At 59.6% G+C, this 23,700-nt stretch carries 22 protein-coding genes; 9 read left to right on the top strand and 13 right to left on the bottom strand.

Annotated features, from left to right (window positions below):
- Positions 1–18: 18 nt before the first annotated feature.
- Together K1X75_09725 and K1X75_09720 are read right to left on the bottom strand one after the other, a co-directional pair.
- Positions 19–414, bottom strand: coding sequence for an HIT family protein (locus K1X75_09725; protein MBX7058329.1), 396 nt, complete (start codon positions 412–414; stop codon positions 19–21).
- Positions 350–670 (bottom strand): GIY-YIG nuclease family protein, encoded by a 321-nt coding sequence (locus tag K1X75_09720; GenBank protein ID MBX7058328.1) that lies wholly within the window; start codon positions 668–670, stop codon positions 350–352. Before K1X75_09720 ends, K1X75_09725 begins: the two co-directional genes overlap by 65 nt.
- Here K1X75_09720 and K1X75_09715 point away from each other — a divergent pair.
- The gene (locus tag K1X75_09715) at positions 669–2,489 is read left to right on the top strand and encodes a M23 family metallopeptidase (GenBank protein ID MBX7058327.1); all 1,821 of its coding nucleotides are present in this window, start codon (positions 669–671) and stop codon (positions 2,487–2,489) included. The genes K1X75_09720 and K1X75_09715 overlap by 2 nt on opposite strands.
- Positions 2,490–2,579: 90 nt before the next feature.
- Here the strand turns inward: K1X75_09715 and K1X75_09710 are convergent, their stop codons facing one another.
- A complete protein-coding gene (locus K1X75_09710; protein ID MBX7058326.1) occupies positions 2,580–3,809 on the bottom strand; it encodes an AI-2E family transporter in 1,230 nt (409 codons plus the stop codon).
- Between the two features lie 106 nt (positions 3,810–3,915).
- Between K1X75_09710 and K1X75_09705 the strand changes: the two genes are divergently transcribed.
- On the top strand, positions 3,916–4,956 hold the full coding sequence (locus tag K1X75_09705; GenBank protein ID MBX7058325.1) for an agmatine deiminase family protein: 1,041 nt from the start codon (positions 3,916–3,918) through the stop codon (positions 4,954–4,956).
- Here the strand turns inward: K1X75_09705 and K1X75_09700 are convergent.
- The 7 genes from K1X75_09700 to K1X75_09670 form a co-directional block, all read right to left on the bottom strand.
- Complete coding sequence (locus K1X75_09700) at positions 4,908–5,153, bottom strand: hypothetical protein (GenBank protein MBX7058324.1); 246 nt, start codon at positions 5,151–5,153, stop codon at positions 4,908–4,910. The genes K1X75_09705 and K1X75_09700 overlap by 49 nt on opposite strands.
- A 6-nt stretch (positions 5,154–5,159) precedes the next feature.
- Positions 5,160–6,371 (bottom strand): carboxynorspermidine decarboxylase, encoded by a 1,212-nt coding sequence (gene nspC, locus K1X75_09695; protein ID MBX7058323.1) that lies wholly within the window; start codon positions 6,369–6,371, stop codon positions 5,160–5,162.
- Positions 6,372–6,405: 34 nt separating this feature from the next.
- A complete protein-coding gene (locus K1X75_09690; protein ID MBX7058322.1) occupies positions 6,406–7,122 on the bottom strand; it encodes a hypothetical protein in 717 nt (238 codons plus the stop codon).
- Positions 7,100–8,170 carry a hypothetical protein gene (locus tag K1X75_09685; GenBank protein ID MBX7058321.1) on the bottom strand — a complete coding sequence of 357 codons (1,071 nt, stop codon included), beginning with the start codon at positions 8,168–8,170 and terminating at the stop codon, positions 7,100–7,102. The genes K1X75_09690 and K1X75_09685 overlap by 23 nt, the downstream gene beginning before the upstream one ends.
- Positions 8,171–8,291: 121 nt before the next feature.
- On the bottom strand, positions 8,292–8,876 hold the full coding sequence (locus K1X75_09680; protein MBX7058320.1) for a uracil-DNA glycosylase family protein: 585 nt from the start codon (positions 8,874–8,876) through the stop codon (positions 8,292–8,294).
- 8 nt (positions 8,877–8,884) lie between these two features.
- The gene (locus tag K1X75_09675; GenBank protein MBX7058319.1) at positions 8,885–9,772 is read right to left on the bottom strand and encodes a hypothetical protein; all 888 of its coding nucleotides are present in this window, start codon (positions 9,770–9,772) and stop codon (positions 8,885–8,887) included.
- Between the two features lie 7 nt (positions 9,773–9,779).
- Positions 9,780–10,361, bottom strand: coding sequence for a hypothetical protein (locus K1X75_09670; GenBank protein ID MBX7058318.1), 582 nt, complete (start codon positions 10,359–10,361; stop codon positions 9,780–9,782).
- Here K1X75_09670 and K1X75_09665 point away from each other — a divergent pair.
- The 5 genes from K1X75_09665 (at position 10,360) to K1X75_09645 (ending at position 15,730) form a co-directional block, all read left to right on the top strand.
- Positions 10,360–11,199, top strand: a complete 840-nt coding sequence (locus tag K1X75_09665) for a hypothetical protein (protein MBX7058317.1) — start codon at positions 10,360–10,362, stop codon at positions 11,197–11,199. The genes K1X75_09670 and K1X75_09665 overlap by 2 nt on opposite strands.
- 246 nt (positions 11,200–11,445) lie before the next feature.
- Entirely contained in the window at positions 11,446–12,126 is a 681-nt protein-coding gene (locus K1X75_09660; GenBank protein MBX7058316.1) for a FecR domain-containing protein, read from the top strand.
- A 26-nt stretch (positions 12,127–12,152) separates the two neighbouring features.
- Complete coding sequence (locus K1X75_09655) at positions 12,153–13,739, top strand: TPM domain-containing protein (protein ID MBX7058315.1); 1,587 nt, start codon at positions 12,153–12,155, stop codon at positions 13,737–13,739.
- A gap of 131 nt (positions 13,740–13,870) precedes the next feature.
- Positions 13,871–14,617, top strand: a complete 747-nt coding sequence (locus tag K1X75_09650) for a hypothetical protein (protein MBX7058314.1) — start codon at positions 13,871–13,873, stop codon at positions 14,615–14,617.
- Positions 14,618–14,713: 96 nt separating this feature from the next.
- Positions 14,714–15,730: a hypothetical protein gene (locus tag K1X75_09645; GenBank protein MBX7058313.1), complete on the top strand. Its 1,017-nt coding sequence runs from the start codon at positions 14,714–14,716 to the stop codon at positions 15,728–15,730.
- Positions 15,731–15,774: 44 nt separating this feature from the next.
- Here the strand turns inward: K1X75_09645 and K1X75_09640 are convergent, their stop codons facing one another.
- On the bottom strand, positions 15,775–16,953 hold the full coding sequence (locus tag K1X75_09640) for a saccharopine dehydrogenase family protein (GenBank protein MBX7058312.1): 1,179 nt from the start codon (positions 16,951–16,953) through the stop codon (positions 15,775–15,777).
- 205 nt (positions 16,954–17,158) lie between these two features.
- Between K1X75_09640 and K1X75_09635 the strand changes: the two genes are divergently transcribed.
- Positions 17,159–18,664: an aminotransferase class I/II-fold pyridoxal phosphate-dependent enzyme gene (locus tag K1X75_09635; GenBank protein ID MBX7058311.1), complete on the top strand. Its 1,506-nt coding sequence runs from the start codon at positions 17,159–17,161 to the stop codon at positions 18,662–18,664.
- Between the two features lie 112 nt (positions 18,665–18,776).
- A complete protein-coding gene (locus K1X75_09630) occupies positions 18,777–22,112 on the top strand; it encodes a cyclic nucleotide-binding domain-containing protein (protein MBX7058310.1) in 3,336 nt (1,111 codons plus the stop codon).
- Between the two features lie 25 nt (positions 22,113–22,137).
- On the opposite strand, the gene K1X75_09625 is transcribed toward K1X75_09630, so the two are convergent.
- Together K1X75_09625 and K1X75_09620 are read right to left on the bottom strand one after the other, a co-directional pair.
- Positions 22,138–23,022 (bottom strand): haloalkane dehalogenase, encoded by an 885-nt coding sequence (locus K1X75_09625; protein MBX7058309.1) that lies wholly within the window; start codon positions 23,020–23,022, stop codon positions 22,138–22,140.
- Between the two features lie 28 nt (positions 23,023–23,050).
- Entirely contained in the window at positions 23,051–23,638 is a 588-nt protein-coding gene (locus K1X75_09620; GenBank protein MBX7058308.1) for a hypothetical protein, read from the bottom strand.
- Positions 23,639–23,700: the final 62 nt, after the last annotated feature.

The following is a 23,700-nucleotide window of genomic DNA, read 5'->3' as shown; positions in this document are numbered from 1 at the left end:
GCGCCAGGCCGCAGCATGCTATACAAAGTGTTTGCGGATTTCAGCGGCGGTCTCGGCAAACTGCTGCTCGCTGAAAGCCAGCCGCGGACGCGCAAAATTGGTATCATCGATCTGGTCCAGCGGGATCAGGTGAATGTGCACATGCGGAACTTCCAGTCCGACGACGGCCACGCCAATGCGCTTGCAGGCAATTGCGCTGCGCTGCGCCAGCGCGACGCGTCGGGCAAAGAGTTGCAGGGCGCTGAACTCCTCGGCGGGCATATCGAAGATGTAGTCGATGGGCTGCTTGGGAATCGCCAGGGTGTGGCCGCGCTTCAGCGGCTTAACGTCCAGAAAGGCCAGGTGGCGCTCATCTTCCGCCACGCGGTGACAGGGGATCTGGCCTTCTACGATTTTTTGGAACAAGGTCGGCATGCGGGATGCTCTGCCGACCGGCGCGCACCAGAGCCAGCTTTTTCTGGCGACTCAAGGCCTTGATTGTCGCCTCGCGCCGGAGCGCGGCGCCTTTTTCTCGTTTGCGCTCGGCATAGACAATGGCCACTGGCGCTGTGGTTCGAAAGAAGCGGGCGCCCCGGCCCTGCTGATGCTTGCGGAATCGCGCCTGCAGATCGGTGGTAATTCCAGTATAGAGCGCGCCGTTACTGGCCTGAATGATGTATACATACCACATGTTTCTGCTGCGTCCGCTTGCTACGATGCTCCGCGCCTGTCGAAGCAACGCCAGCTCTTTTGGCGGCGGATGCGTCGCGGTCTTGTGCCTGAGCTGGCTGAGCGGCTGCCTGGCGGCTTCGGATGCGGCCCTGCGTCCGCCAGGCTTGCAGGATGCGCCGCCGCCATCGCCGGACCGCTTGCTCGATTTGCCGCTGGGGGTAACTGGCAGTTTTGGCGAATATCGCTATGGCAATTTTCATTACGGAATTGATATCAGTACGGCGACCCGAACGGGCATTCCGGTCTTTGCCGCCGGCGATGGCGAAGTTCAGCGAATCTTGTTCAGTCGCTATGGCGCAGGCTTTGCCATCTTCCTGCGGCACGCCAACGAATACAGCACTCACTATTTGCACCTCGACCGCTTTGCTCCGGATTTGCTGGCGGCCCCGGCTTTGCAGTCGATAGCAGAGCGCGCTGCCTTGCGGCAAGAGTTTGATTTCTTTCCAGGCGCCGGCGCCCTGCCTGTGCGAGCGGGCCAGACCATCGGATTCAGCGGCGAAAGCGGCGCCGGTCTGCCCCATCTTCACTACGAACTCTGGCACGAAGGGCTCTCGCTGGATCCGCTGCAATTTGGCATCCGTAATCATGATACAACGGCGCCTGTGTTCCGGGAGCTGCGCATAGAGCCAGGCGCTCCCGGCGTGTTGATCAACGGACAGGGCGCTGGCCTGCAGCTAAAGCTGCGCGCCTTGCCCCGCCATTCGGGCGCACAGCGCTATGCGCTGCAGGGAGCAAACGGACTGCACATCAATGGTCCGATTCGACTGCGGCTGATCGCCTACGATCCCTCAGGGCGCTCGCGCCTGGGATTGGCCGCGCTGGAAATGCTGCTCGATGGTCGACGGCGATTTCACTTTGAACTGCGCAGCATGACCAGGTTGCCCGCGCATGCGCAGCTTGGACTCTTCTATGCTGAAGAGTCGCGCATTGGGCGCGATTCGCAGTACTGCTACAATCTTTTTGAGCGATTGCCCGGACTGCTCCGTTTTCTGGACAGCGAAGAGGGCGGACTGTTGCGGCCGCCGGCCTCCCCGGCGCAGCTGGAAATCCGCGCCCGCGACGCAGGCGGCAATGAAAGCGTTCTCACGCTTGCACTGGCGGCGGATGCCAGGCCTTTTCTGCAACAAGCAATACCGGCCGCCAATCTGCGGCCGGAGAGCGAACTGCTACTGCAAAGCGCGGACCATCGGCTGCAATTGCATTTTGGCGAGCGCAGTGTCTTTGAAGCCACGCGCCTCACGCTCAGCGTGGAGCGTAAGACGCCGCCGCTGCCAGCGGGCCTACGCCAGCTGGGTTCCGCCTATCTGCTTGGACCGGCGCGCCAGGATTTCCTCGGCGGCTACCGCGGCGAAATTCAGGCCGACCAAAATCCGCGTACGCGGCTGTTCATCCTGAATAACGGTCGTCTATTCATGCTGGATGAGAGGGACCAGTGCTCTGCGGGCAAGCGGTGCTTTCATGGTCGCATCAGCGGCATCATCATGCTGTTGGAGGACAGGGCTACGCCGCGCTGGGGACGCGCGCCGAGCCTCGCCGCGGTCGGGCGCCGACTGATTTTGCCGGCCAGCGATGCAGGCGCCGGAATCGATGGCGACCGCAGCCGCGTGTGGATCGACGGCCGCCCGGCCATCAGCGAGTACGATCCGGACCGCGGCGGACTTGCTATCTACGGCCCGACTGAACTATTGCAAGCGGGCCGCCGCCAATTGCAGGCTGAACTCTTTGATCGAGCGGGGAACCGCGGAGCGCCGTTAAAGCATTCGGTGATCTTCCGTTGATCAACGCCTGGTCCTTGCCGTCGGAGGCAAGGCCCGCGCTGCGCTGGATGCGCGCCGGCCCTGAGACTCGTCCCTCAACCATCGCCCCAATCAGCGGCGCTGATTGTAGACGCTGGCATAGCGCGCGTGGTAGAGGTTGACGATTGTCATAAACAGACTAATAATCAGCGGACCGTAAAAGATGCCTACCGGACCAAAGGCCGACAGTCCGCCGACAATACTCAGAAGCACAACCACCGAATTGATCTCGACGCTTGCTCCTACAAAGATCGGCTTGAACCAGTTCTCAACTATCAGTGAAACCGCAGAGCAAAATAGAAAAAGAAAAATTCCCTCGCCGTAGCGTCCAAGCGCCAGCAGGTAAATGGACGCCGGAATGTATACGATGGACATGCCAATCAACGGCAGGAACGCCAGGATGGACATGATCACTGTCCAGAGCAAAGCCGACTCGAAGCCCAAAAACCAGAAAGCAAATCCGGCAAGTCCGCCTTGCAGAATGCCGCCGATGCCGTTGCCGGCCATCGTGACGTAGTTCATTTGATTGAAACGCTGGATCAAGAGTTCGCTCTCCTCTTCCGGCAGCGGCGAGAGTTCCAGCAAGAAACGCTTCAAGTTTGGCCCATGACGAAACATGCCGTAGATTACCACCAGCATCACCGCAATTTGAACTACCAGGTCCACCAGATTGCCCAGCAGAGAATTCACGCGCGACACCGCCTCGCTGGTTGCGGTGCGCAGCAGATCGAGGAGCAGCGCCTCCATACGATGCGGCGTGTAATCCATGTTGAAGTAGCTGAAAATGCGTCGAGCTGCATCGGGGAACCACCCTCGGCCAAACAGCAGCTCGCGAACCCGTTCAGCGCTCAAGAGTTCGTTGGCGCGATCGTAGAGTGCGGCGGCTTCCACCACCAGTTGACCGGCGACATAGCCAAGCGGCAGGAACACCGCAAGCACCACGACCAGCGTCGCCGCCAGCGCGGCGCCCTGTCGGCCAAAGCGCAAGCGCCGCAAGAGCCAATCCAGCATGGGATAGAAAGCGCCAGCGACAATCAGGCCGATCACCACGGCGTGCACATAGGGCAGCGTCATAACGCCAATCAGGGCCAGCAGTGCGAGAAACAGTGCGCCAAAAAACCAGCGCGCCATTCGCGAGCGTTCGATTTGCTGCAATTGAACGCTGCGCGTCTCCAGTATGGAGGCTGCCGCCTCGACAATTGCTTCCGCCGCTGGCAGCGGCGCTGCGCCAGCTGTTGCGGAATGTCGCGGCCGCCGCCCTGCTGGCCGCGCTGCGTTGCTTTGCTGGCGACGGGCGGCCATGGTGGAGGGCCGCGCAGCGCGGTCGCGCCGGCAATCACTTCTCCTGCAGACGGCAGCTCTTGCGCTTCGCTCTTGCCGCCAGCATGGCCGCGCGCTTGATGACCAGGTGAATGAGCATGGCTACCGCTGGCCAGCGGAGTGGGAGGAGCACCAGTGCACGATCATCAGCTGGCCGCTGCGCCCGGAACTCTGGTCGGGTCGCTACGCCGAAGTTCGGACGCTCTGTTCGCGGCTTGCCGCAGACATCCTGGCCAGCGAAGCTCTATGGATACTCTGTCCGAACTCCGAACAGCAGCGCATCAGCCATGAACTAAGGCAGGCGGCCCAAACGGACCAGTTCCAGGAACGATTGCAATTCCTGAACCATCCGACCAATGATGTCTGGGCGCGCGACTATGCGCCGCTGCGTCTGATCGCCGAGAGTCGTTTGCCGCTGTCGCTGGATTTCCGTTTCAACGCCTGGGGCACAAAGTTTGAGCCCTACGACGACGATGATCGCGCCGGCTTGGCCATCGCCTCTGCGCTGGGCGATCAATGCCGTTCCTTGCCCCAAATTGTCGAAGGCGGCGCCATTGAGACTGACGGTGCGGGGCTCCTGCTGAGCACCGAGTCCGTCTTACTCAATGAGAATCGACACCCCGCCGCACGGCGAAGCGACTTTGAGGCGCTCTTCGATCTCGAATTTGGTCTGAATGTCATCTGGCTGCCCTGCGGCCTGCCAGGCGACGACACGGACGGGCATATTGATATGTTTGCCCGCTTTACTGCTCCGCGACGCGTACTTCTGGCCCAGGCGCCGCAAGACCATCCGGCTGCCGCCGCGCTGGAGCTTGCCCGGAAGATCCTGGAATCGCACCGTTTCACGGATGGCGGCGCACTGGAGCTTGATTTTTTGCCGATGCCCGCCCCTGCTTTCGAAAACGGACGCCTGCTGCCCTTGACCCATGCCAATTTTTACATATGCAATGAGAGCGTGCTGGCGCCAGTCTTCGGCGGGAAAAGCGATGAAGTTGCGCTGCAAATCCTCGAACGACATTTTCCCGGGCGCCGAATCACGCCCATTGCCTGCCGCGATCTGTTCCTGGAAGGCGGCGGGATTCACTGCCTGACCATGCAGGCAGCGGCAGCGACTTCCAGCCGCTGTTGAAAGCGGCCAAAGAGCGTCGCCTCTTGCTGTCGCAAGGCGAACAGGCGCTCTTCGCGATCGGCATCGCGCCCCTGGATTGCTTCGTGGATTTCTTTGAGATGCCGCTCCACTTCGGCAATCAATGCGCGCAGTCGAATCGGTTGGGAAAGCTCAAGCAGCAGAGGCTCGAGAGTGCAAGGGGTTTGTATTGATTGCATATTTCCTCAGCCGAGACGATCGCGGTAGTCGGCATAGCCGAAACGCCGCACGATGCGCAACTCGCCGCTCCGGGAATTGCCGATGGCAATCGATGGCGTTCGCACGCCATTAAAATTGCTGCTCTTGACCATCGTATAGTGCGACATGTCAAGAAATACGATCCAATCGCCCTCCTGCAGCGGCCGATCGAAACTATAGTCGCCCAGAATATCTCCAGCCAGGCAGGTCATGCCGCCAAGCCGAGCGGTCCAGGCGCGATCGCCAGGCAAGGATGCATCCAGGATTTCAGCGCGGTAGGGCATCTCCAGGGTATCCGGCATGTGGGCAGTAGCGGAGGCGTCCACTATCACAGTAGCCGGCTGGCCCGAACGCACATCGAGCACGCGCGAGACCAGAACGCCGGTGTTGATGGCCGCCGCCTCGCCCGGTTCCAGATAGACTTCAACGCCATATCGAGCCCGAAATTTGCGGATCAGATCGATCAGACCCGGCACATCGTAGCCAGGTTGCGTGATGTGATGTCCTCCGCCAAAATTAACCCAGCGCACATGCCGCAGCGCTTCGCCAAAATTGCGTTCGACGACGGCAAGGGTGCGCGCCAGCGCCGGCAGACCGCGCTGGCAAAGCGTATGAAAATGCAGGCCGCTGATGCCTTCCAGACTCTGATCATCAAACTCTTGACGAGTGGCGCCAAGTCGCGAGCCGGGCGCGCAAGGATCATAGAGCTCAACTTCTGTCTCGCGATGCTCCGGATTCAGCCGCAACCCGAATTCGATCTGGCGACCGCTGGCGTTGCCGAAGGCCAGGGCCTCTGCTCGAAAGCGATGCCATTGGCGAAAGGAATTGAAAACGATGTGATCGGCTATTTTCAGCAGTTCGCTGAATTCATCTTGAGGATAGGCGGGCGCTGTCACATGCAACTCGCCGCCAAAGTGTTCATGTGCCAGCATCGCCTCATTCAGCGAACTGGCCGTCGCGCCGGGCAGATACTCTCGGATGATGGGAAAGGCGCTCCACTGTGCAAAAGCCTTCAGGGCCAGGATGATGCGCGCGCCGCTTGCTTGCTGTACCTGGCTCAGTATCTCCAGATTGCCGCGCAATGCGACTTCATCCAGGATGTGAATGGGCGTCGGCAGATCGGGGCGCAGAAACTGGCGAAAAGACTCGCCGCTCATCGTTGTTGAAGGCGCCGCAGGATTCAGAGGGGCCAGTGCCACGCAACCGTATGCGCCGCAGGGCGGCCCCCGTAAATCAGATTCCCTGGGCGTGACTGAGCGCCGCTGCGCCGCGCTCCAGCAGTCGGTCGGCGCTCAGAGCAAAGCAGCCATGGATGCGCGGATCTTGAAACGCGGCATTCCAGAACTCCGACTCGCGCGAGTAGCGCACCGGAAAAGAGAAGCCCAGAAAATCCGCCTGCCAGCCATCTTCCTCGGCCGGCGCGGCAAAATAGCGAAAGGTCCGCAAAGCAATGTCCAGACTGGCCGCTTGATTGACAAAGATCGAAATCGGCGGATGGGCGCCGGCCTCGCGGCGATCGCGATTGTGCAAGCGCATAGCCTCAAAGGCGCGAGCGCAGCTGGCCGGGGTCGGCAGCAACACCAGAGTGCGGCGCGCCGCGGCGAAGCACTGCATCCAGGCCTCGCGTCCCGAAGAACAGTCGATAAGCAATTGCGTCGCCGCAATTTGCATCTCATCGATGCGACGGCCCGGCGGCGGCCCTTCCGCCGCCACAATGGCCTGCAGGCCCGAAGCGCCTTGCAGCAGGCGAACGCGAATGCCTGCCAGGCGGGCGCGACGTCCGGCCTTCCTGCTGCTTTGCATCAGCCCGGCGCCCTCGAAGAAGGCCACCTCAATGCGCCGGCGGAGCAATTCTGCGGCCAGCGCCGATGCTACAAACGAGACGCCGCTGCGCGGAGCGCCGAAGAAGGCAATAGCATGGGCGGAGTCAACTGGCAGGCGTTGGACCATGGCTGGCAGCCTTCTCCCTTTGCACGGCTTCATCAAGCAGGCGTCGCGCACGTACGCGCGTCATGTCTGCGGAGTCGGCCAACAGCGGCGTGAGCGTTTCGAGAAAACTCGAGCTTGGCCGCCCTTCGCTTTTCAGATACGATTCCAGGCGATCCAGCACTTGCATGCGCGTTGCCAGGTCCAATTCCGGAATGGCTTCCGGCAGTTCGAGGTCGCGCACCGGCTGATCGAGGACGAACTGCACCGGGTGTCGCGGCGCATCTGGCGGCGCATTTACAGCATAGGCTTGAACGCTGAGTTCCTGTTCGCCACGACGCAAGCTGGAACGGCCAATCAACCAGACGACGCCAAGCAATGCCAGCAGCGCAACGCCGCCGACGCCGGCCATCAGCCAGCGTTGCAATGCCGCCTGCCACTCTGCTGCCCGCTGGCGTTCCAGGCGCTGACGCAGAGCAAGTTCCTGGCGGATGCGCATTTCTTCCAGTCGCTGTTGCTCCTCGCGCGCCAGACGCTCGGCCTTTTCACGCGCTTCTTTTTCACGCTGCAGGCGAGCTTCCTCGGCGGCTCGGCGGCGCGCCGCCAGCTGGCTGCGCCGCAAGCGATCGCGATGGCTCGAATCGACCGATTGGCGTTGCTGCTGTTCCAGACGACGCCGCTCGGCCGCCGCGCGCGCTCGTTGGGCTTCCATTCGCTGGCGAGCCTCAAGGGCCGCCGCCGCGTCCGGATCTGGCGCCGGTTCCTGCGCGGAAATTCCGCGGCCAAGTCTCTGGTAATGTGGCAAGATTTCTGGATGATTTGGCCAGATCTGCAACGCGTGCCCATATACCAGAAGCGCGCTCCGCTGCCGCCCGCGTTCTTCATAGAGCATACCGGCGCGCAGGCAATCTTCTACCAGTCGCTTGCGTTCAGCAAAGCTGGCGGTCGGTCGCGATAGCAATTCGGCAAGATCTGGCTCGGCCTGCCTGTTTTGTGCCACCGGGGCCGGGCCCACAAGGGCCAGGAGGAGACTCAGCAACAAGAGTACAACATAGGGCCAGCGATGCAGCACGGCAGGGACCATAGCCTATTTTCGGCGCCCGTGCGGTTTTAGTAGTTCACTTTTAGGCGCCCCTGCCCGCGCTCCGGGCCTGCAGCGGGTTTGGGCAGACTGCACGCCACCGGAGCGGCCTTCACGCAGCCAGCGCTGCCCGGACTTTCTTGCGCAACGCCGGCAGAATCTCTCGCTCAAACCAGGGGTTCTTCTTCAGCCAGAGTTTGTTTCGCGGCGAGGGGTGAACCAGCGGAAAATAGTCTGGAAGGAATTGTTTGAAGTTTTTAACAGTCTCAGTCAGACTATTCGATCGACTTCCTTTGAGGTAGTAGGCCTGGGCATAGCTTCCAATCAGCAGCGCCAGGCGCACCTGCGGAAGGGCGGCGCGCAGACGCGGGTGCCAGTGCGGGGCGCACTCAGGACGCGGCGGCAGGTCTCCGCTCTTGCCCTTGCCGGGATAGCAAAAGCCCATGGGGATAATGGCGATCTTTGTTTCGTCATAGAACAACTGGCGATCCATCTCCAGCCATTCACGCAGCCGGTCGCCGCTGGCATCATTCCAGGGTATGCCCGTTTCATGGACGCGCAGCCCCGGGGCCTGTCCGATCAATACAATGCGCGCCGAAGTGGCGGCGCGCAAAACCGGCCGCGGCGGCAGGGGCAAGCTTGATTCGCACAGGCGACAGGCGCGTGCAGCCAGAAGCGCTTCTTCCAGCGATTCCATTCGACCAATCAATGGGCGCCGAACAGAGAGCGCAAGGAAGACCAAACTTGAGCCGGCCAGCCAGAAGGCGGCGCCTCCGAGACCCAGGAACGTAGAATTTCTTCCGGACGCAACAGCAGTTCGCCGCTGGCCGTCTGCAGCACCCACTGGTGCGGCCCCTTCAAACGCAGCTGTCCGTACAATTCCTGGCCGCTGCTCAGTCGGACGATCCCCCATTGACCTTCGGCCAGCGGCGGCCGCGCCAGCGGAGCCGGCGCAGCCCGTGCGGCGGCCAGGTCGTCTGGCGAAAGTCGAAGCCGGCCAAGTTCCGTTTCCACTGAATGAAAATCGCCGTCAAAACTGCCAGACTCCGCCTGGAGACGCTGACCGCTCTGCAACAATATCCTGCTGTCGCTGCCTGTTGCTTTTCGAATCGCCTCGATGCCTTCCGGCGGCACTCGCGTTTCCAGGATGTGCCCGCTCACTTCTTTGGAAAGCAGCATGTAGTCTACTTCATCAAGTCGAAATCGAAATTTTCCCGATTCGGCTTCAAAGACCAGAAAGGGATCGTCGCGTTCCACGGCCTGCCCTGACAATCGCATCCCGCTGTGCAACACCAGTACTCCGCGAGTTCGCTGCAATCGCTCACGCTCAGCAGGGCTATCTTCCGCTGCCTGCGAATTCAATACATCGTAGCGAATACGCGCCAGACGGTATTTGCTGATCGTCTGACTTTGTCCGTCAATGATGGCCGTTACATGGGTGCGCGAGAAGCCCACCACTCGCCCCTGGACTTCGGTCCCATCGCGAAACTGAATGGTCTCGGCTGCCAGCCCCTTTGCGCCCAGCGTCCAGAGCACCGCCGCTGCCAGCAGCGGCGCGCTTGCCGTCTTCAGCTGCGTGCGATGGTCTGCCAATTTCCGCCTAATTTGGGCCAAAATGAATGCGCTCCGAGACGCGGGTGATTTCCACCGATCCTCCAGTGATCTCGACTTCATGGCCGTTTGCGTCCAGGAAGCGAACACGCGCTGGCCCGCCCTTGCCGCCGAAGAGATCCCCCACAAAAGGAACAAAGCCAAGAAAACCATCGCCATAAGCATGACCAAAACATCCAGATCCGCCAAACGTTGGATATCTCAGACCATCACCACGCACATATGGTTGCAGATAGAAAAGACCCATGACCCAGTGCAGCGGCGAAATGACGCAGTCCAGAATTGTTCCGGTTCCCGTGTAGACTGTGTCCGTAACATAGGTGCGCGTCTTACCATTGTCATCAACGTGGCGGACCTGGAAGGCCGAGCATGAAATCCACAGGGGCGCTGCAAAAGCAAGAAGGCAGAGTATTCTTATCCATGAAATGCGCTTCATCACTGCTCCGACAACCGAAAGCCGGCGTATTGCGCGTAGGACGCTATAAAATTTGAAATATGTCAACTTTTTTGCCCGCTGTGAAGCGCAATTTTGTTGACCATCACACAGAAAATGGATCTTGCTGATCGCCATGCGCGACACAGCCAAATCTCGATCATGCTGGCGTCTTAAGTTTCTGCGCGATGCTACTGTGGTCCTCGCGCTATTACTTCCTGCGGCGCTTGCTGCCGACGCAATCCGATTGAACGGCGGCCAGGTTCTGGATGGTCGCATCGTGGAAGAGTCAGACAAGACAATCATCTTCGAAACCGATTTGGGCGTACTGGCCATTCCGCGCAGTGATATTGTCGAGATTGAGCGTCAGGGCGGCGCGCGCATTCCGCGCACGCAGAGCCAGAGTGCAAGTCCGGGCGAAGCTGCACTCTACAGTCTGATACCCTTTTACAGCGGATTCTATCGTACCAGGGCGCAGGAGTTCGGCGTGCTGCCGTCCCTGTTGCAGGGTTACCTGGCAATCCAGGCCATCCTTTACAATCCGCTTGCCTGGCGCCGCGCTCCGGTTACGCTACAGGACCACTACCTGGGCGGTCCCTTTGCCGATCCGGGTCGCAATCTAGCGCTGCCGCTCTACTATACGACGGCGCTTGGTCCCATCGAAGCGCGCGGACCGGCGCCTCAGTTTTTCTTTTCCGAATCGCTCTATCAGTATGATGATCGCTACATTCCCATTCGAATCTTGGGCGGCGCCGTCGTACCGCAAAAGCTGGCGGCAAAGCGCTGGCGAAACGCAGCCACTGGCTACCTGCTGGTGAGCGGCTTGCATGTGGGACTGACTTACCTCTACGCCCTTACCCTGGGCAAGCCCGTGGCTGCCGCAAGTCCCGGTCGCGGAATCGATCAACAAAGCTATGCTTATGTCGTTCCCAACGGAGACGGCGGAGTGGATTTCGGCCTGAGCTTTAGCTTCTAAGAGCGCGTCCCCAAACCCCATCCGTGGAGTCTTGGGACAAACGGAACGGTTTCCAAAATTCAATACATTGCCTTCGGCAATGGCGAATTCCCTGGAGAATTCGCACGTATTGTTCAACCGCTCCTCACATTCGCTTTGCGAATGGCGCGACCTCCTGTCACGCAGAGCCGGTCTCGGGACCGGCTCTAAGGATAGATTCTGCTGAAAATCACTTGTCGTTGTTGCCGGCCGCCAGCAGCAAGGGTAATGCTGCAAAGACGCTTTCCTCTTCTCATTCTGGGTTTGCTGGTTCTTTCAAACTGCGCCGGTCCTAAGGCGGAAGCCACGGTGCAGCGCGTCCAGGGCGATGTGCAGCTGCTGCGCGGCGCAGAGCGGCGGCCTCTGCTGGTAGACGATAGCCTGCATTCCGGCGACCATGTGCTCACGGGCGAGGATGGCATCGCCATTTTGCATTTTGCGAATAGCTTCGCGGCCGCCGAGTTGCAGCCCAACGCCGATCTTGAAATCAAAGCCACAGCGGAAAGCAAAGAGCTGAATCTGCAGCGCGGCAATCTCTGGCTGCAGGTAAATGGCGGCGCTGGTCGTCCGGAGTTTTCGGTTCGCACGCCGACCACCGTAGCAGCAGTGCGCGGCACCCGCTTCTATACAGTACAAATCGGAGACATGGTCGGCATCTGCCAGTGTCAGGGAACCGTTCACTTCCAGGGCGGCGGCGTACAGGGCGATCACCATCAAGATACCCTTAGCTTTACCCGCGGCGGCAAGACAGTCACGCTTCAGCTTTCCGATTTGCCGGCCGGCATCCCCTACCGTCACGATCATTCTCTACTGAATGACAGCCCGGTTGGCGCCCGCAGTGCGATGACGCCCGAGATGACGGCGGCTTTGCTGAAGATTGTGAATCAGAAGTTCGCCGAACTGCCCTAGTCGGGCGCCGAGCGCAGTCCCGGACGATGATTGGTCGACGCCTCGCACTTGTCCTGCTGCCTGCGCTGTTGCTTATCCCCGGCGAGGCGCAATCGCAGCCCGGCTATACACTAGATTCTCTGCCCAATCCACAAGTTGAGCACGGCGGCTTTGTAAGCGATCCCTCTGCAATTCTCGGCGCCGCAGAGCGCCAACAGCTGGAGGCGATGCTCAGTCAGCTGGAGCGCGATCTGGCGGTGGAATATGCCGTTGCCATCGTACCTTCCATCGGACAGGAAAATCCTAAAGCCTTTGCCAACCTTTTGTTTGAACGCTGGGGCGTTGGCAAGGCCGGTCGCGACAATGGACTGCTTCTACTGGTAGTCCTCGATCAACGACGAGCGGAATTTGAAACCGGCTATGGACTGGAGGGTGTCTTGAACGACGCCGTCCTTGCCCAGATAGCGCGCGCTGAATTGCCGCATCGATTTCGTGAGCAGCGCTACGGCGAAGGATTGCTGGCCGCCAGCGAGGCCGTCATCGCCGTCCTGCAGCAAAATCGCGAAGAGCTCTCCATGACTCCCGCGCAACGCGCCGACGCTGCACAGCGACGCGAACAGCAACGGATGGAGGAACTCGCCAGGGGACAGGAACATCGACTGCTGACGCTTGCCGGCGCAGGCGCGGCGGCAACGCTGCTCTACCTGTTGATTGCCCTCCTATTGCGAATCAACGCCCAGAAAAAATTCATTGCTGGCAGCAAACTAGATCAAACGAAAGCGCCAGCTGATCAGCGACCGCTGGCGCCCTTGCCAATCTTTTTGTGGCTGCCGCTCATTCTTGTCTGGCCGGCGATTGCGCTGGTATTGCTGTACTGGGCGTTATTCACCTTTCATTTCTTAGAGCACGTCGGCAGCGACCAGTACCTTGGCATCATCCTGGGCGGCGCCGCTTACTTTTCCCTCTCCTTGCTTGCTCTGCTCAAGCGACTGCAGCGCGCGGCGATGATTCTAAATGAGACGACCTCGCCCTTTCTCAAACACGCTCAACTGCGCCAGTCAAACAAGGGCATTCTTGCCGGAATCATTCTGGCGCCCTGGTTCTACCTTCCTTACTTTCTGTTTACGCGCTGGAAAATGAGAACGTTGCGGCTGACGCCGCGCGTCTGCCCAAAGTGCAACGCATTGATGCATCGCCTGGGCGAGGCCAATGACGATCCCTATCTGGAGGCGGGCCAACGCACGGAGGAGCAGATCGGCTCGGTCGACTACGACGTGTGGTTTTGTTCCAACGATGAGCAGACTTTGATCCAGCGCTATCCGGAAAACTCCGCCTACGAGCAATGTGAGAAGTGCTCTTATGTTACTTCGCGTGTAGTGCGCAGCCGCACGGTTCGCTCGCCCACCTACGAAAGCGAAGGGGCCGGCGAGCACGAGCATGAATGTCGCCACTGCGGCCGAAAGAAGCTAAGCAGCTACTCCATCGCCAAACTTGTGCGCTCCTCCTCGAGCAGCTCCTCGGGCGGCGGATATCGCTCAAGCGGCGGATCGAGCTCTTCCTCCGGCAGCCGTTCTTCCAGCGGCTCATTTGGCGGCGGTCGATCCGGCGGCGGCGGCGCTGGCGTCAGCTGGTAGTCCTCCCCTGGCGATCCCCCAGAGCTTGCAACAGGATCGACTTGTCCTGAGCAGTGCGCTGAACACAATGACTTCTGGCTGCGTCCAAATCGTATCCAGGCGCAGAGCAATCTGTGCGAGGAGGCTGAAGAATGAAAAAACTGATCATTGCAATCTTGCTGCTGGCGCTTCCGGCTGCGCTACTGGCGGACCAGGGAAGCGTGCGCAATCGCAAGAAATTCAATGTCGCTCTGGGCGGCGCCGCGCTGCGCGATACAGGCATGCTCTCTGCGCAACTTGCCGTAAATCTTAACGCTTATTTTTCGCTCGGCGTTGATATCGCCAGCGGAACGATTCACCGGAAGGATACTGGCGTCCAGATTACTCCCTTTGGCGTCGGCGGACCATACACCGTAACCGACCATCAACTGGATCGCAATTCCGACTACGGCTTCCTGCTGGCTCGCGTTGCCATTTACCCCTTCAAATCGCTGCCGCTGTATGTTGCCGCGCTGGGCGGCCGTGATACAGGCCGGCAAACGGACATCACCCAGGTGGAATACAGTTTTGCTTCGCTAGGTTCTCCGGTTCGCCGCTCGCTAACATTGGCGCAACTCCATGAGCGACCGGACTTCCTTTACGGACTGTCCGCCGGAGCGCGCTACTACTTTGATAACGGATTCTTTCTGGATTTCGAAGTCGGCGCCCTTTATCAAAAGGCGCCGGTACAGGACGCTACTGTCCAGTATTCAGAAAACACCTTCTTTACGACGGTGGGAAATCCAGTGGAAGACTATCTGCGCGCTCAGGCCGCTCAGGATACGATCAAGTCTCTCTACGGACAGAATGATCGCCGCATACACACCATCTATTCCTTCAAGATTGGCGTAGCCATCTAAGTCCAAGGACCGCACCCGGCGAACTGTCTTTCCGCTTAAGGGCAGTTCGCCGATGCAAGCCGATTGACAGAGGCGCCAGCCGACTCAAGTTCTCCTATGCTGCATATTCGGATTCTGACGCTCAGCCTGGCGCTGGCTCTTCCAGGCGCTCTTTTAGCCAAGGATCCCGACGAGGCGCCTGCCGCCGATGAGGGGCGAGTGCTGCTGAATTTTGATCGGACGCCCGGCGAGGTTCGTCATTTCCGCCTGCTATCCCGGAAGACCGTAGGTCGCGGCGAGTCTTCGGCTACCGTCGAGTCTTCGCTGCGTATCACGGAAACAGTTCTGGCTGCTGGGGAGGAAAGCGTCCGCTTACGCTGGACCTATTCCCAACCGGGCGGCAGGCTGTGGACTCCGGGCCTCTTCTCCGAAGCGTTTCACAACGCGCTGCAACAGAAGCTGGTTGGCTTCAGCGTCGAATTCGAACTGACGGAAGACGGAGGCATTGCGGGACCGCTCAATCAGGCGGACATCGACGCCTGGGCTGAGCAGGCAATGGAAGGAATGCAGCAGGAATTGGGAGCTGGCGAGGAATTTCACAGAGTTCTGAATTCCTTAAATCCGGGAAATCTCCCGTTCCTGAACGGTAGCAGCGCCATGTATTTGATTCGCTCTTACTATCTGGGATACCTATTTTATTTGCGTCCGCTTGTCGCGGAGCCGATTTCACTGCCCTTCGAGAACCTGACCGGAGGGGCGAGCATTGAATTGAACGGCGAGGCAATATTGAAACAGGACGAAACCGCCAATCTGTCAGAGATCACTATGGATCTGCAGTTGTCGCCAGCCGGGCTTGAGACGATGCGCCAGACTGTTAAGGATGTTTATGAGCGCTTGCTCAGGCGCTCCCTTTCGACGGCGGAGGTAATGCAGCTGCAGATTCAGTTTCGTCAGCGGCAAGTATTTCAACATCGCCGGACGAACGGCGGCGAAATCGTACGCATGGAACTAACGCGCATCAGGGAGGTGCGCGTCGGCGCCGACCTGCGCAGCCAAATAGAGGAAAATTCCATTCAGATCGAGCCCGCCGATGAGGCCGCGCCGATTCCTGCGCCCATCAACCAGCGTCTCTGATTCAACTGCCCTTGCAATGCGCCAGGTCGCGCGGCAGTCCGCGTTCAATCCAGCCAGCGCTCCTGCCAGGGCAGACCGTGCTGGTTCAGCTTTTCCATAAAGGGCGTCGGGTCCAGCTGCTCCATGTTGAAAACGCCGGCGCCCTTCCAGACGCCAGTCATCATGAGCATCGCGCCAATCATGGCCGGGGTTCCGGTAGTATAGGAGATTGCCTGCGCCTGGACCTCGCGGTAGCAGGCGGCGTGATCGCATACATTAAATACGTAGTACTTACGTTTCCTTCCCTCCTTGACTCCTTCGATGACACACCCGATGTTTGTCTTGCCCGTATAATTCGCCGCCAGGCTGGCCGGATCCGGCAGCAGCGCTTTCAAGAATTGCAGCGGGACAACCGGATGTCCCTCGTAGAGGATCGGCTCAATGCCAATCATGCCCACGTTTTTGAGCACGCGCAGATGAGTGAGGTATTCCTCGCCGAAGGTCATAAAGAAGCGAATGCGCTGCAAACCGCGCAGATTGAGCGCCAGCGATTCCAGCTCTTCATGATAGAGCAGATAACTGGCTTTCACTCCAACTTCCGGATAGTCCCAGTCCAGGCGGATTTCCAGAGGCCCGGTTTCCACCCAGCGACCCTGCTCCCAGTAGCGCCCATTCTGTGTAATCTCTCGAATGTTGATCTCCGGATTGAAATTGGTGGCAAAGGCATGGCCGTGACTGCCGGCGTTGCAGTCCAGGATGTCGACGGTATGGATCTCGTCGAAGTACATCTTCTGCGCGTAGGCGCAAAAAACATTGGTCACGCCTGGATCAAATCCGCTGCCCAGCAGCGCCATCAAGCCGGCCTGCTGGAAACGCTGCTGATAGGCCCACTGGTATTTGTACTCAAATTTCGGATTGTCCGGACTCTCATAGTTTGCAGTGTCCAGGTAATGAACGCCCGTCTTCAAGCAGGCCTCCATAATACTGAGATCCTGGTAAGGCAGAGCGACGTTGATCACCATTTGCGGTTTGATCCGGTCGATTAGCCGCGCCGTTTCCTCCACATTGTCTGCATCCACCTGCTCGACGCGAATCGGTCGGTCGATCTGGGCGGCAATCTTCTGGCAGCGACTCAAGGTTCGGCTGGCCAAAGTGATTTCCTCAAATACCTCCGGAACCTGCGCACACTTATGCGCCACTACGCCGCCGACTCCGCCGGCGCCAATGATCAATACCTTGCCCATTTCCAGCTCCGTTTCGCCAGCCTGCGCGATTGCACAGCGTCCAGCATCGCTCCCCGGCGCACACAGCGCCGGCTGCCGCTGACAGGGCAATCATTTCCAAACTCTGCTCGCTGGCGCAGCGCCCGGCGGCGCTTCGCCGGCGTTGGCCCCCAGGCGCCGGGGAAAAAAGATTTCATTCCAGCAGCCGCTGCGCAAACCGGGCCGAATGGGCGATCCGCAACTGCCGCTGTCGCAGACTGTCATCCGCTCCCGCACGCTCGACATCGAGGAGCAATCGCGCGCGCCCCTCTTCGAAGCCCTCAAAGAACACATTCGCGAAGGCGTTACGCCCTTTCATGTGCCGGCGCACAAGCATGGTCACGGCCTGTCAGAGATGCGCGAGTACTGCGGCGACAACATGTTTCTGATGGACGTCAATGCAATGGGCGACGTCGACGATCTGTCCAATCCAGTTTCGGTGATTGACGATGCCCAGCGCCTTGCGGCGGAGGCCTTCGGCGCCGAATACGCCTACTACCTGATCAATGGCACTACCTCTGGCGTACACGCCATGATGCTGACCGCCCTCCGCCCGGGCGACCGCATCATCTTACCGCGCAATTGCCACAAGTCAGCCTTCAGCGGCCTGATTCTCTCCGGCGCCGTGCCAGTCTACGCTCCCGTAGAAATGAATGAAGAACTGGGGATTGCCATGGGCGCCACGGTCGACGCCCTGCGCGACAGTTTCCGGAGAGCGCCGCAGTCCGCGGCTGTATTTACGCTCAATCCCAATTACTATGGATTTACTGGCGATCTGGAAAATGTCGTACGACTGACGCGCGAGTATGACGCAGTTTTGATGGTCGATGAGGCTCACGGCGGGCACATGTACTTCCACGAGTCGCTGCCGGCCACGGCGATGGAAAGCGGCGCAGACATGGCAGTCATATCAACGCACAAGACCTGCGGATCTTTGACCCAGAGTTCCATGCTGCTGTCTTCCAGCCGCACAGTTACCAATGAAAAAATACTGAACACGCTCAACCTCTTGCGCACCACCAGCGCATCCTATCTGCTGATGGCTTCGCTCGATGTGTCGCGCAAGCAGATGGCCGTGAACGGACGGGATATGCTGGCGCGCACTCTGGAGCTGGCCAACTACGCGCGCAATGAGATCAATAAGATCAAGGGCCTGTATTGCTTTGGCCGCGAGCTGATCGACAACCAATCCGTTTTCAATTTTGACGATACCAAAATCAATATTCATGTGCGGCGGTTGGGCATGACCGGCTTTGAAATGGAACGCCGCTTGCGCCAGGAATACAATATCCAGGTGGAACTTGCCGACCTGAACAACATCATGGCCATGGTCACCGTCGGCGATGATGAAGAAAACATCAATCGCCTGGTACAGGCGCTGAAATCAATTTCCCTGAAGTGTCGCGTACAGAAGTTCAAACGCGTAACGCTGACTCCGGATATGCCGGAGACGATTGTAACCCCGCGCGACGCTTTCTACTCCTTCAAGAAGAGCGTGCCGTTGGAAAAAGCGGTCAACGAGATCTCCGGCGAAATGGTTATGGCCTACCCGCCGGGAATTCCCGTCATCTGCCCGGGCGAGCGTATTACGCAGGACATAGTGGACTACATCACGATTCTCAAAGAGCACAACTGCCACCTGCAGGGCGCCGCCGACCCCTTTGTGAACTACATCCGCGTGCTGGGCTTCTGATCCGCAGGCGGAGGCCGGCGGCCGGCCGGCAAAATGCGTCCGGATTGCGCTGAATTCTGGCGCCCTCATCGTCGAAATATACAGACAGCCCGTCCCAGGCGCGGGCGCACCGATGAAAGTTCGCAAGAGCAAACGCAAAGCGATCGCCGCCGTACTGGGACGTTTCTTTCGCGTTGCTGACCGGGAGGCGCCGCGCCTGGCCTCCATGGGTTTGCTGTTCTTTCTGTTGATGGGCGGCCTGGGCCTGGGACGCGCCGCCATTGAATCCTTCTTCCTGGCCGAAGCCGGCGCCGACGGCATTCCGCTGATGTACATCCTGAACGCGGCGTTGATGACGCTGGCGTCGCTGGCCTACTCTCTGCTGGAAGATCGAATCGCGCGCTATCGTTTCTTTCAAATCTTGTTTGCACTTTTTGCATTGGTTCTGGCCGGTTTGCGACTGGCCATTGGCTCGATGCAGGGCGGGCGCGAAGGCCTGGCATTTGCAGTATTTGGATACTACGAACTATTTATCATCATATTCCAGATGCATTTCTGGACCTTTGCCAATGATGTCTTTGATCCTCGGGAAGGTAAGCGCATCTTCCCCTACATTGGCGGCATGGGCATCGCTGGCAACATTGCCGGCAGTTTACTGGCAGCGCCGCTGGTCGGTGTGCTCGGCGGGACCAGTAATCTCTTCTGGATCTGGGCGGCATTGATTGGACTGGGCGCGCCCGGGGCCTACTGGGTTCGACGGACGGCGCTGCAGGCCGGATTGACCCACGCTGCGTCGCGCGAAGCGGAAGGGCGCAGCGGCACTCTCTTCGACAACCTGCGCGGACTCTGGGATCAGCCATTGATCCGTCGTCTGGCAATCATCCAGGCGCCGCTCTGGGCGGTGGTCCACACTGTGGACTGGCTCTTTCTGAGCGCACTGGAGGAGATGACGCCGGATCTCGACCAACGCACGGCGACGCTTGGCTTGCTGAACGGCGCGGTTTCGATCACGGGACTGCTGGTTCAGTTCCTGGTAACCGGTCTGGTATTGCGGCGCGCCGGCATTGGTCCCGCCTTTGCCAGCTATTCGATCTCCATGACTCTTGGCGCCGCCGCTTTGCTGGCTCGCAGTTTGATGGGGGCCGCCGGCGCCGTACGCGACGCGCTGAATCCGCGAAGAATTCTGGCTCTGTCCGCTCGATTTGTTGATGAAAGTATACTCTACTCGATCTATGAATCGGCCCAACAATTGCTCTACAATGCGCTGCCCTCCGCCGAACGCGGCCTGGCGCGGGCTTTTATTACTGGATTCATGGAGCCAATGGCTACCGCTGCCGTAGGCTTGATTCTCTTGCTTGCCGCGCGGGCCGAGGTTGGGCAGCCGATCATTGCCGGCGGGGCGGTTGGCTGCGGACTGATCTGGATTTTTCTATCACTGCGCGTCCAGCGCGACTATTCCGGCGCGCTGCTGCGAAATCTCAGTTCGCGCGATATCGACCAGCGCGACCATGCGGCGCGCCAGATCGAGGGGATTGATCGGCGCGAAAGCAATCGTCTGCTTCTGCAAAGCGTCCTCGGCCCGGACGAAGAAGCCGCTCTCTTCGCCGTCCGGCTGATTGCTTCGGCGCCCGACAGACGCACATTGCTGGCCCTTGCCGACGCAGCGTTGCGGACTGCGAGCGTCGTGCGGTGTGAGATTCTTCGCGTCATCGGCGACGAACACCAGCGCCTTGCAGATCCAGAAGGTCGCAATGCAGTCAGCGTGCTGCTGAGGACGGCTCTCGGCGACGACATCGCCAGCGTGCGGGCCGCCGCGGTGCGCGCCGCCGGCCTCTTCTTCAGCGGCGACGCCCCGCACGTTTTGCAGGCTATGCTGGAGGATAGCGACGTCGAGGTGCGCCAGCAGGCTATCGTTGGACTCTTGCGTCCGGTTGGCGTACTGCGGCGCGGACACAAAGCCTACCGCTCGCTGCAAAATCTGGCCCAGGCGACACATGCCGAGCAACGGCTGGCTGCAGTACGCTCCATTCGCGAACTGGGACGCGGCGAGCTGCGCGAGCTACTGGCCCCGCTGACTGCCGACCGCAGCGTCGAGGTGCGCTACGAGGCCGTTCGCGCACTCAGCGTCTATGGCGACGAGCAGTCCGTGGCAGCGCTCATTGCCTGCCTTGAGGAGCGAAGCCTTGCGGCGCTGGCTGCGGATACGCTGGCGCGTATGGGCGAAAAGGTTATGCCACAGCTGCTGGCTCAGTTGCAGCGTCCCGATCTCAGCAACCGGCAGCGCGCCGTAGTGCTGACAACACTCGGCGAATTGGGCGGCGCGGATGCCATCGAAAGCATCGGTCAGTATTTAACTAACCAGGACTTGAGCGTCGAAGATGCAGCGATTGGCGCGCTCAGTTCCATTCAGGAGCGCCTGGAGAGCGACGGCCTCAGCGAGCGGCAACTGCGACTGCTGCTATCGCCTGGCTTACAGGCCACGCTGCGACGGGCCTGCGGCGCGTTGATTCGCCGTATCTCCCATGATCGCGCCTTTATTTTGCGCCTGCGAGGCAGCGGCCGCATCACCGGCGTAGCGCTGCTGATTGATTCGCTATCCAGGATCTCGCAACACCGTGAAGAAATCGCCCTGAAGTTCTTGCAAATGCTCAGCCACGGTCCTAGCATTCGGGCTGCGGCGGCCAGCCTGCGCAGTCGGGATCGCCGCAGCATTTCGGAGGCCGTAGAATTGCTGGAAGGGGCCGGCCCCGAGGCGCGCGAGTTTGGACGCATTCTGGAGGCCAGCATCAATGGCCAGGAGCTGCTGGAAGAGCCTGTCACCGACTACGAGATGATCATCGATCTCTTGATCCAGAAGCAAGATCCATGGTTCATGTCCTGCGTCATTTTTGCGATTGGCGAATTGAAAATGCAAGAACTTGCCGATCACGTAGAATCGCTGACTGGACACCAATGGCCGGCGGTTCGCGCCAACGCCCACCTGGCGCTGCGCAAGCTGGGCCGCCGCAAGAGCGGCGCAAACAAGCGAGAGGTAAAGGCGATGAGTCGAACCATGGAGCGGATCCTGTTTTTGCGCAGCGTGGCAATCTTTGCCGACGTCGATGGCGCCGACCTGCAGTGGATCAATGAGATTACCCGCGAACGCAAGGTGCGCAAGGGCCAGGTCGTTTTCCACGAAAACGATGTGGGCGATGCGATGTACTTGATCCTCAGCGGTCAGGTGCGCGTGTCAAGGGGCGCCACGAACCTTGAACTGCTTGGAGAACGCGACTGCTTTGGCGAGATGTCGATCCTGGACAACGAGCCGCGTTCGGCAACCGTGCGCGCCACGCAGGATTCGGTGATGCTTGCCATCAAGCGCGATGACTTTCAGCGGTTGGTGCTGGCCAGACCGCAGATCAGCTTTTCGCTTTTCAGAACGATCAGTCGCCGCCTGCGCGATATGACGGCGCGCCTGGCCGCATCCTGAGCCCGGCGCCGCTGCTGGCCCTCCCTCAAGCGTCCCAGGCCAACAGGCGTTCGGCAATTTCCTCGCCCTTGTCTTCTTGCAGAAAATGGCCGGCATCCTTGATCGTTGTGTGCGGCTGTTTCTTGCAGCCTGGTATGTGGCGCCGGAAGTATAGATCCCCCCCGCGCGTCACCGGATCGCTATCGCTGAAAAGCGTTAGAAAGGGCTTCTGCCAGCGCCGCAACTCCTGCCACGCCAGACGGTTGCCGGGAACCGCCGGATCGTCCTCGGAAATCGGCACCAGCAGCGGGAACTTGCGCGCTGCAATCTTATAGTTTTCGTCGGGGAATGGGGCGTTGTAGGCGGCGATCACTTCGCTGGAGAGCTTGCTCACACAACTGCCGGAGATGATCTTGCTGATTGGCAGACGCTTGACCTCCTGAGAAAATTTGCGCCAGGCAAGAAATGCTTCGCCAGCTGGCGTGTCGCCTGCGGGCAGGAATGTATTGCCAGCAGCAATGCGGCGAAAGCGATCGCCGTGCTCGGCAGCCAGGCGCAGGCCCAGCAATCCGCCCCAGTCCTGGCAAAACATGGAAATATCTTGAAGATTCAGCCCAAGTACGAAATCGCGCAGCCAGTCCAGATGTGATTGATATGTATATACAGAAGGGTCCGTTGGCTTATCTGACTTGCCAAAGCCAATCAAATCCGGAGCAACAACTCGAAAGCCAGCCGCAGCCAGCGGCGCGATCATCTTTCTATACAGGTAGGACCAGGATGGTTCGCCGTGCAGGAGCAGCCAGAGCGGTCCCTGGCGCGGCCCCTCGTCGACGTAGTGCATACGCAACTGACCCAGCTCCAGATAGTGCGGCTCGAACGAGTAGCCGGGCAAGTTGCTGAAGCGCTCATCCGGCGTGCGTAGTATTTCCATTGTTATTTTGCCCGCGCCGCAGGCGGCCTCAATTGTTTCCTTCTTTGAACACCATATCGATGGCCAGACCGGCGCCCAGCAAGAGACCCACGCTGCCCGGATCAGATGGCGCGCTGGCGCCAAGGGAAATAGCATAGGTGTCGGCCGTGGTGAACAGTTCGCGTCCCAGTCCGGCCCACTTCTTGGTAACTTCGCCCAGCTCGCGGCCATTGTTGTCGACCAGCTTGAAATTCCAGCCCTTCCAATCGCCCTTGACTTCCGCAAACTCCTGTCCTTGCGCGTTGTATACTTTAAATCCGCCAACAATCGTCAGAAGTTTAGCTTTGAAATATCCAATCTTTGCTCCGGCGGCGTCAAAGACCTCGACTGTTGGGCGAATGAAGGAAAAGCCGCGCTTGATGGTCAGGACTGTCGCGCCTGCCGTGTCGCTGACCAGTACGGTCATTGGCAGACTGCGCCGTGAAATCAGGAGCCGCAGCAACACCAGCCACCAGACCAGCGTTTCTTTGGCCACGCCAATTGCTTGTTTGTTTTCCGGGTCGATGATCTCGTAGGTCCCGGTCACCTTCATCAATTCTACTTTCTCTTTTACGATAAAGCTGCGACGATTCAGCATGGTCTTTCCTTCTCTCCCGGCGACGACTCTGATAAGCTGACGCCCGATCAGCAGGCGGCCGC

The organism is Leptospirales bacterium (assembly GCA_019694655.1).
Taxonomy (GTDB): Bacteria; Spirochaetota; Leptospiria; order Leptospirales; family Leptonemataceae; genus SSF53.
Note: the sequence above shows the minus strand (reverse complement) of the source record. Positions and strands in the feature narration are given on the sequence as shown.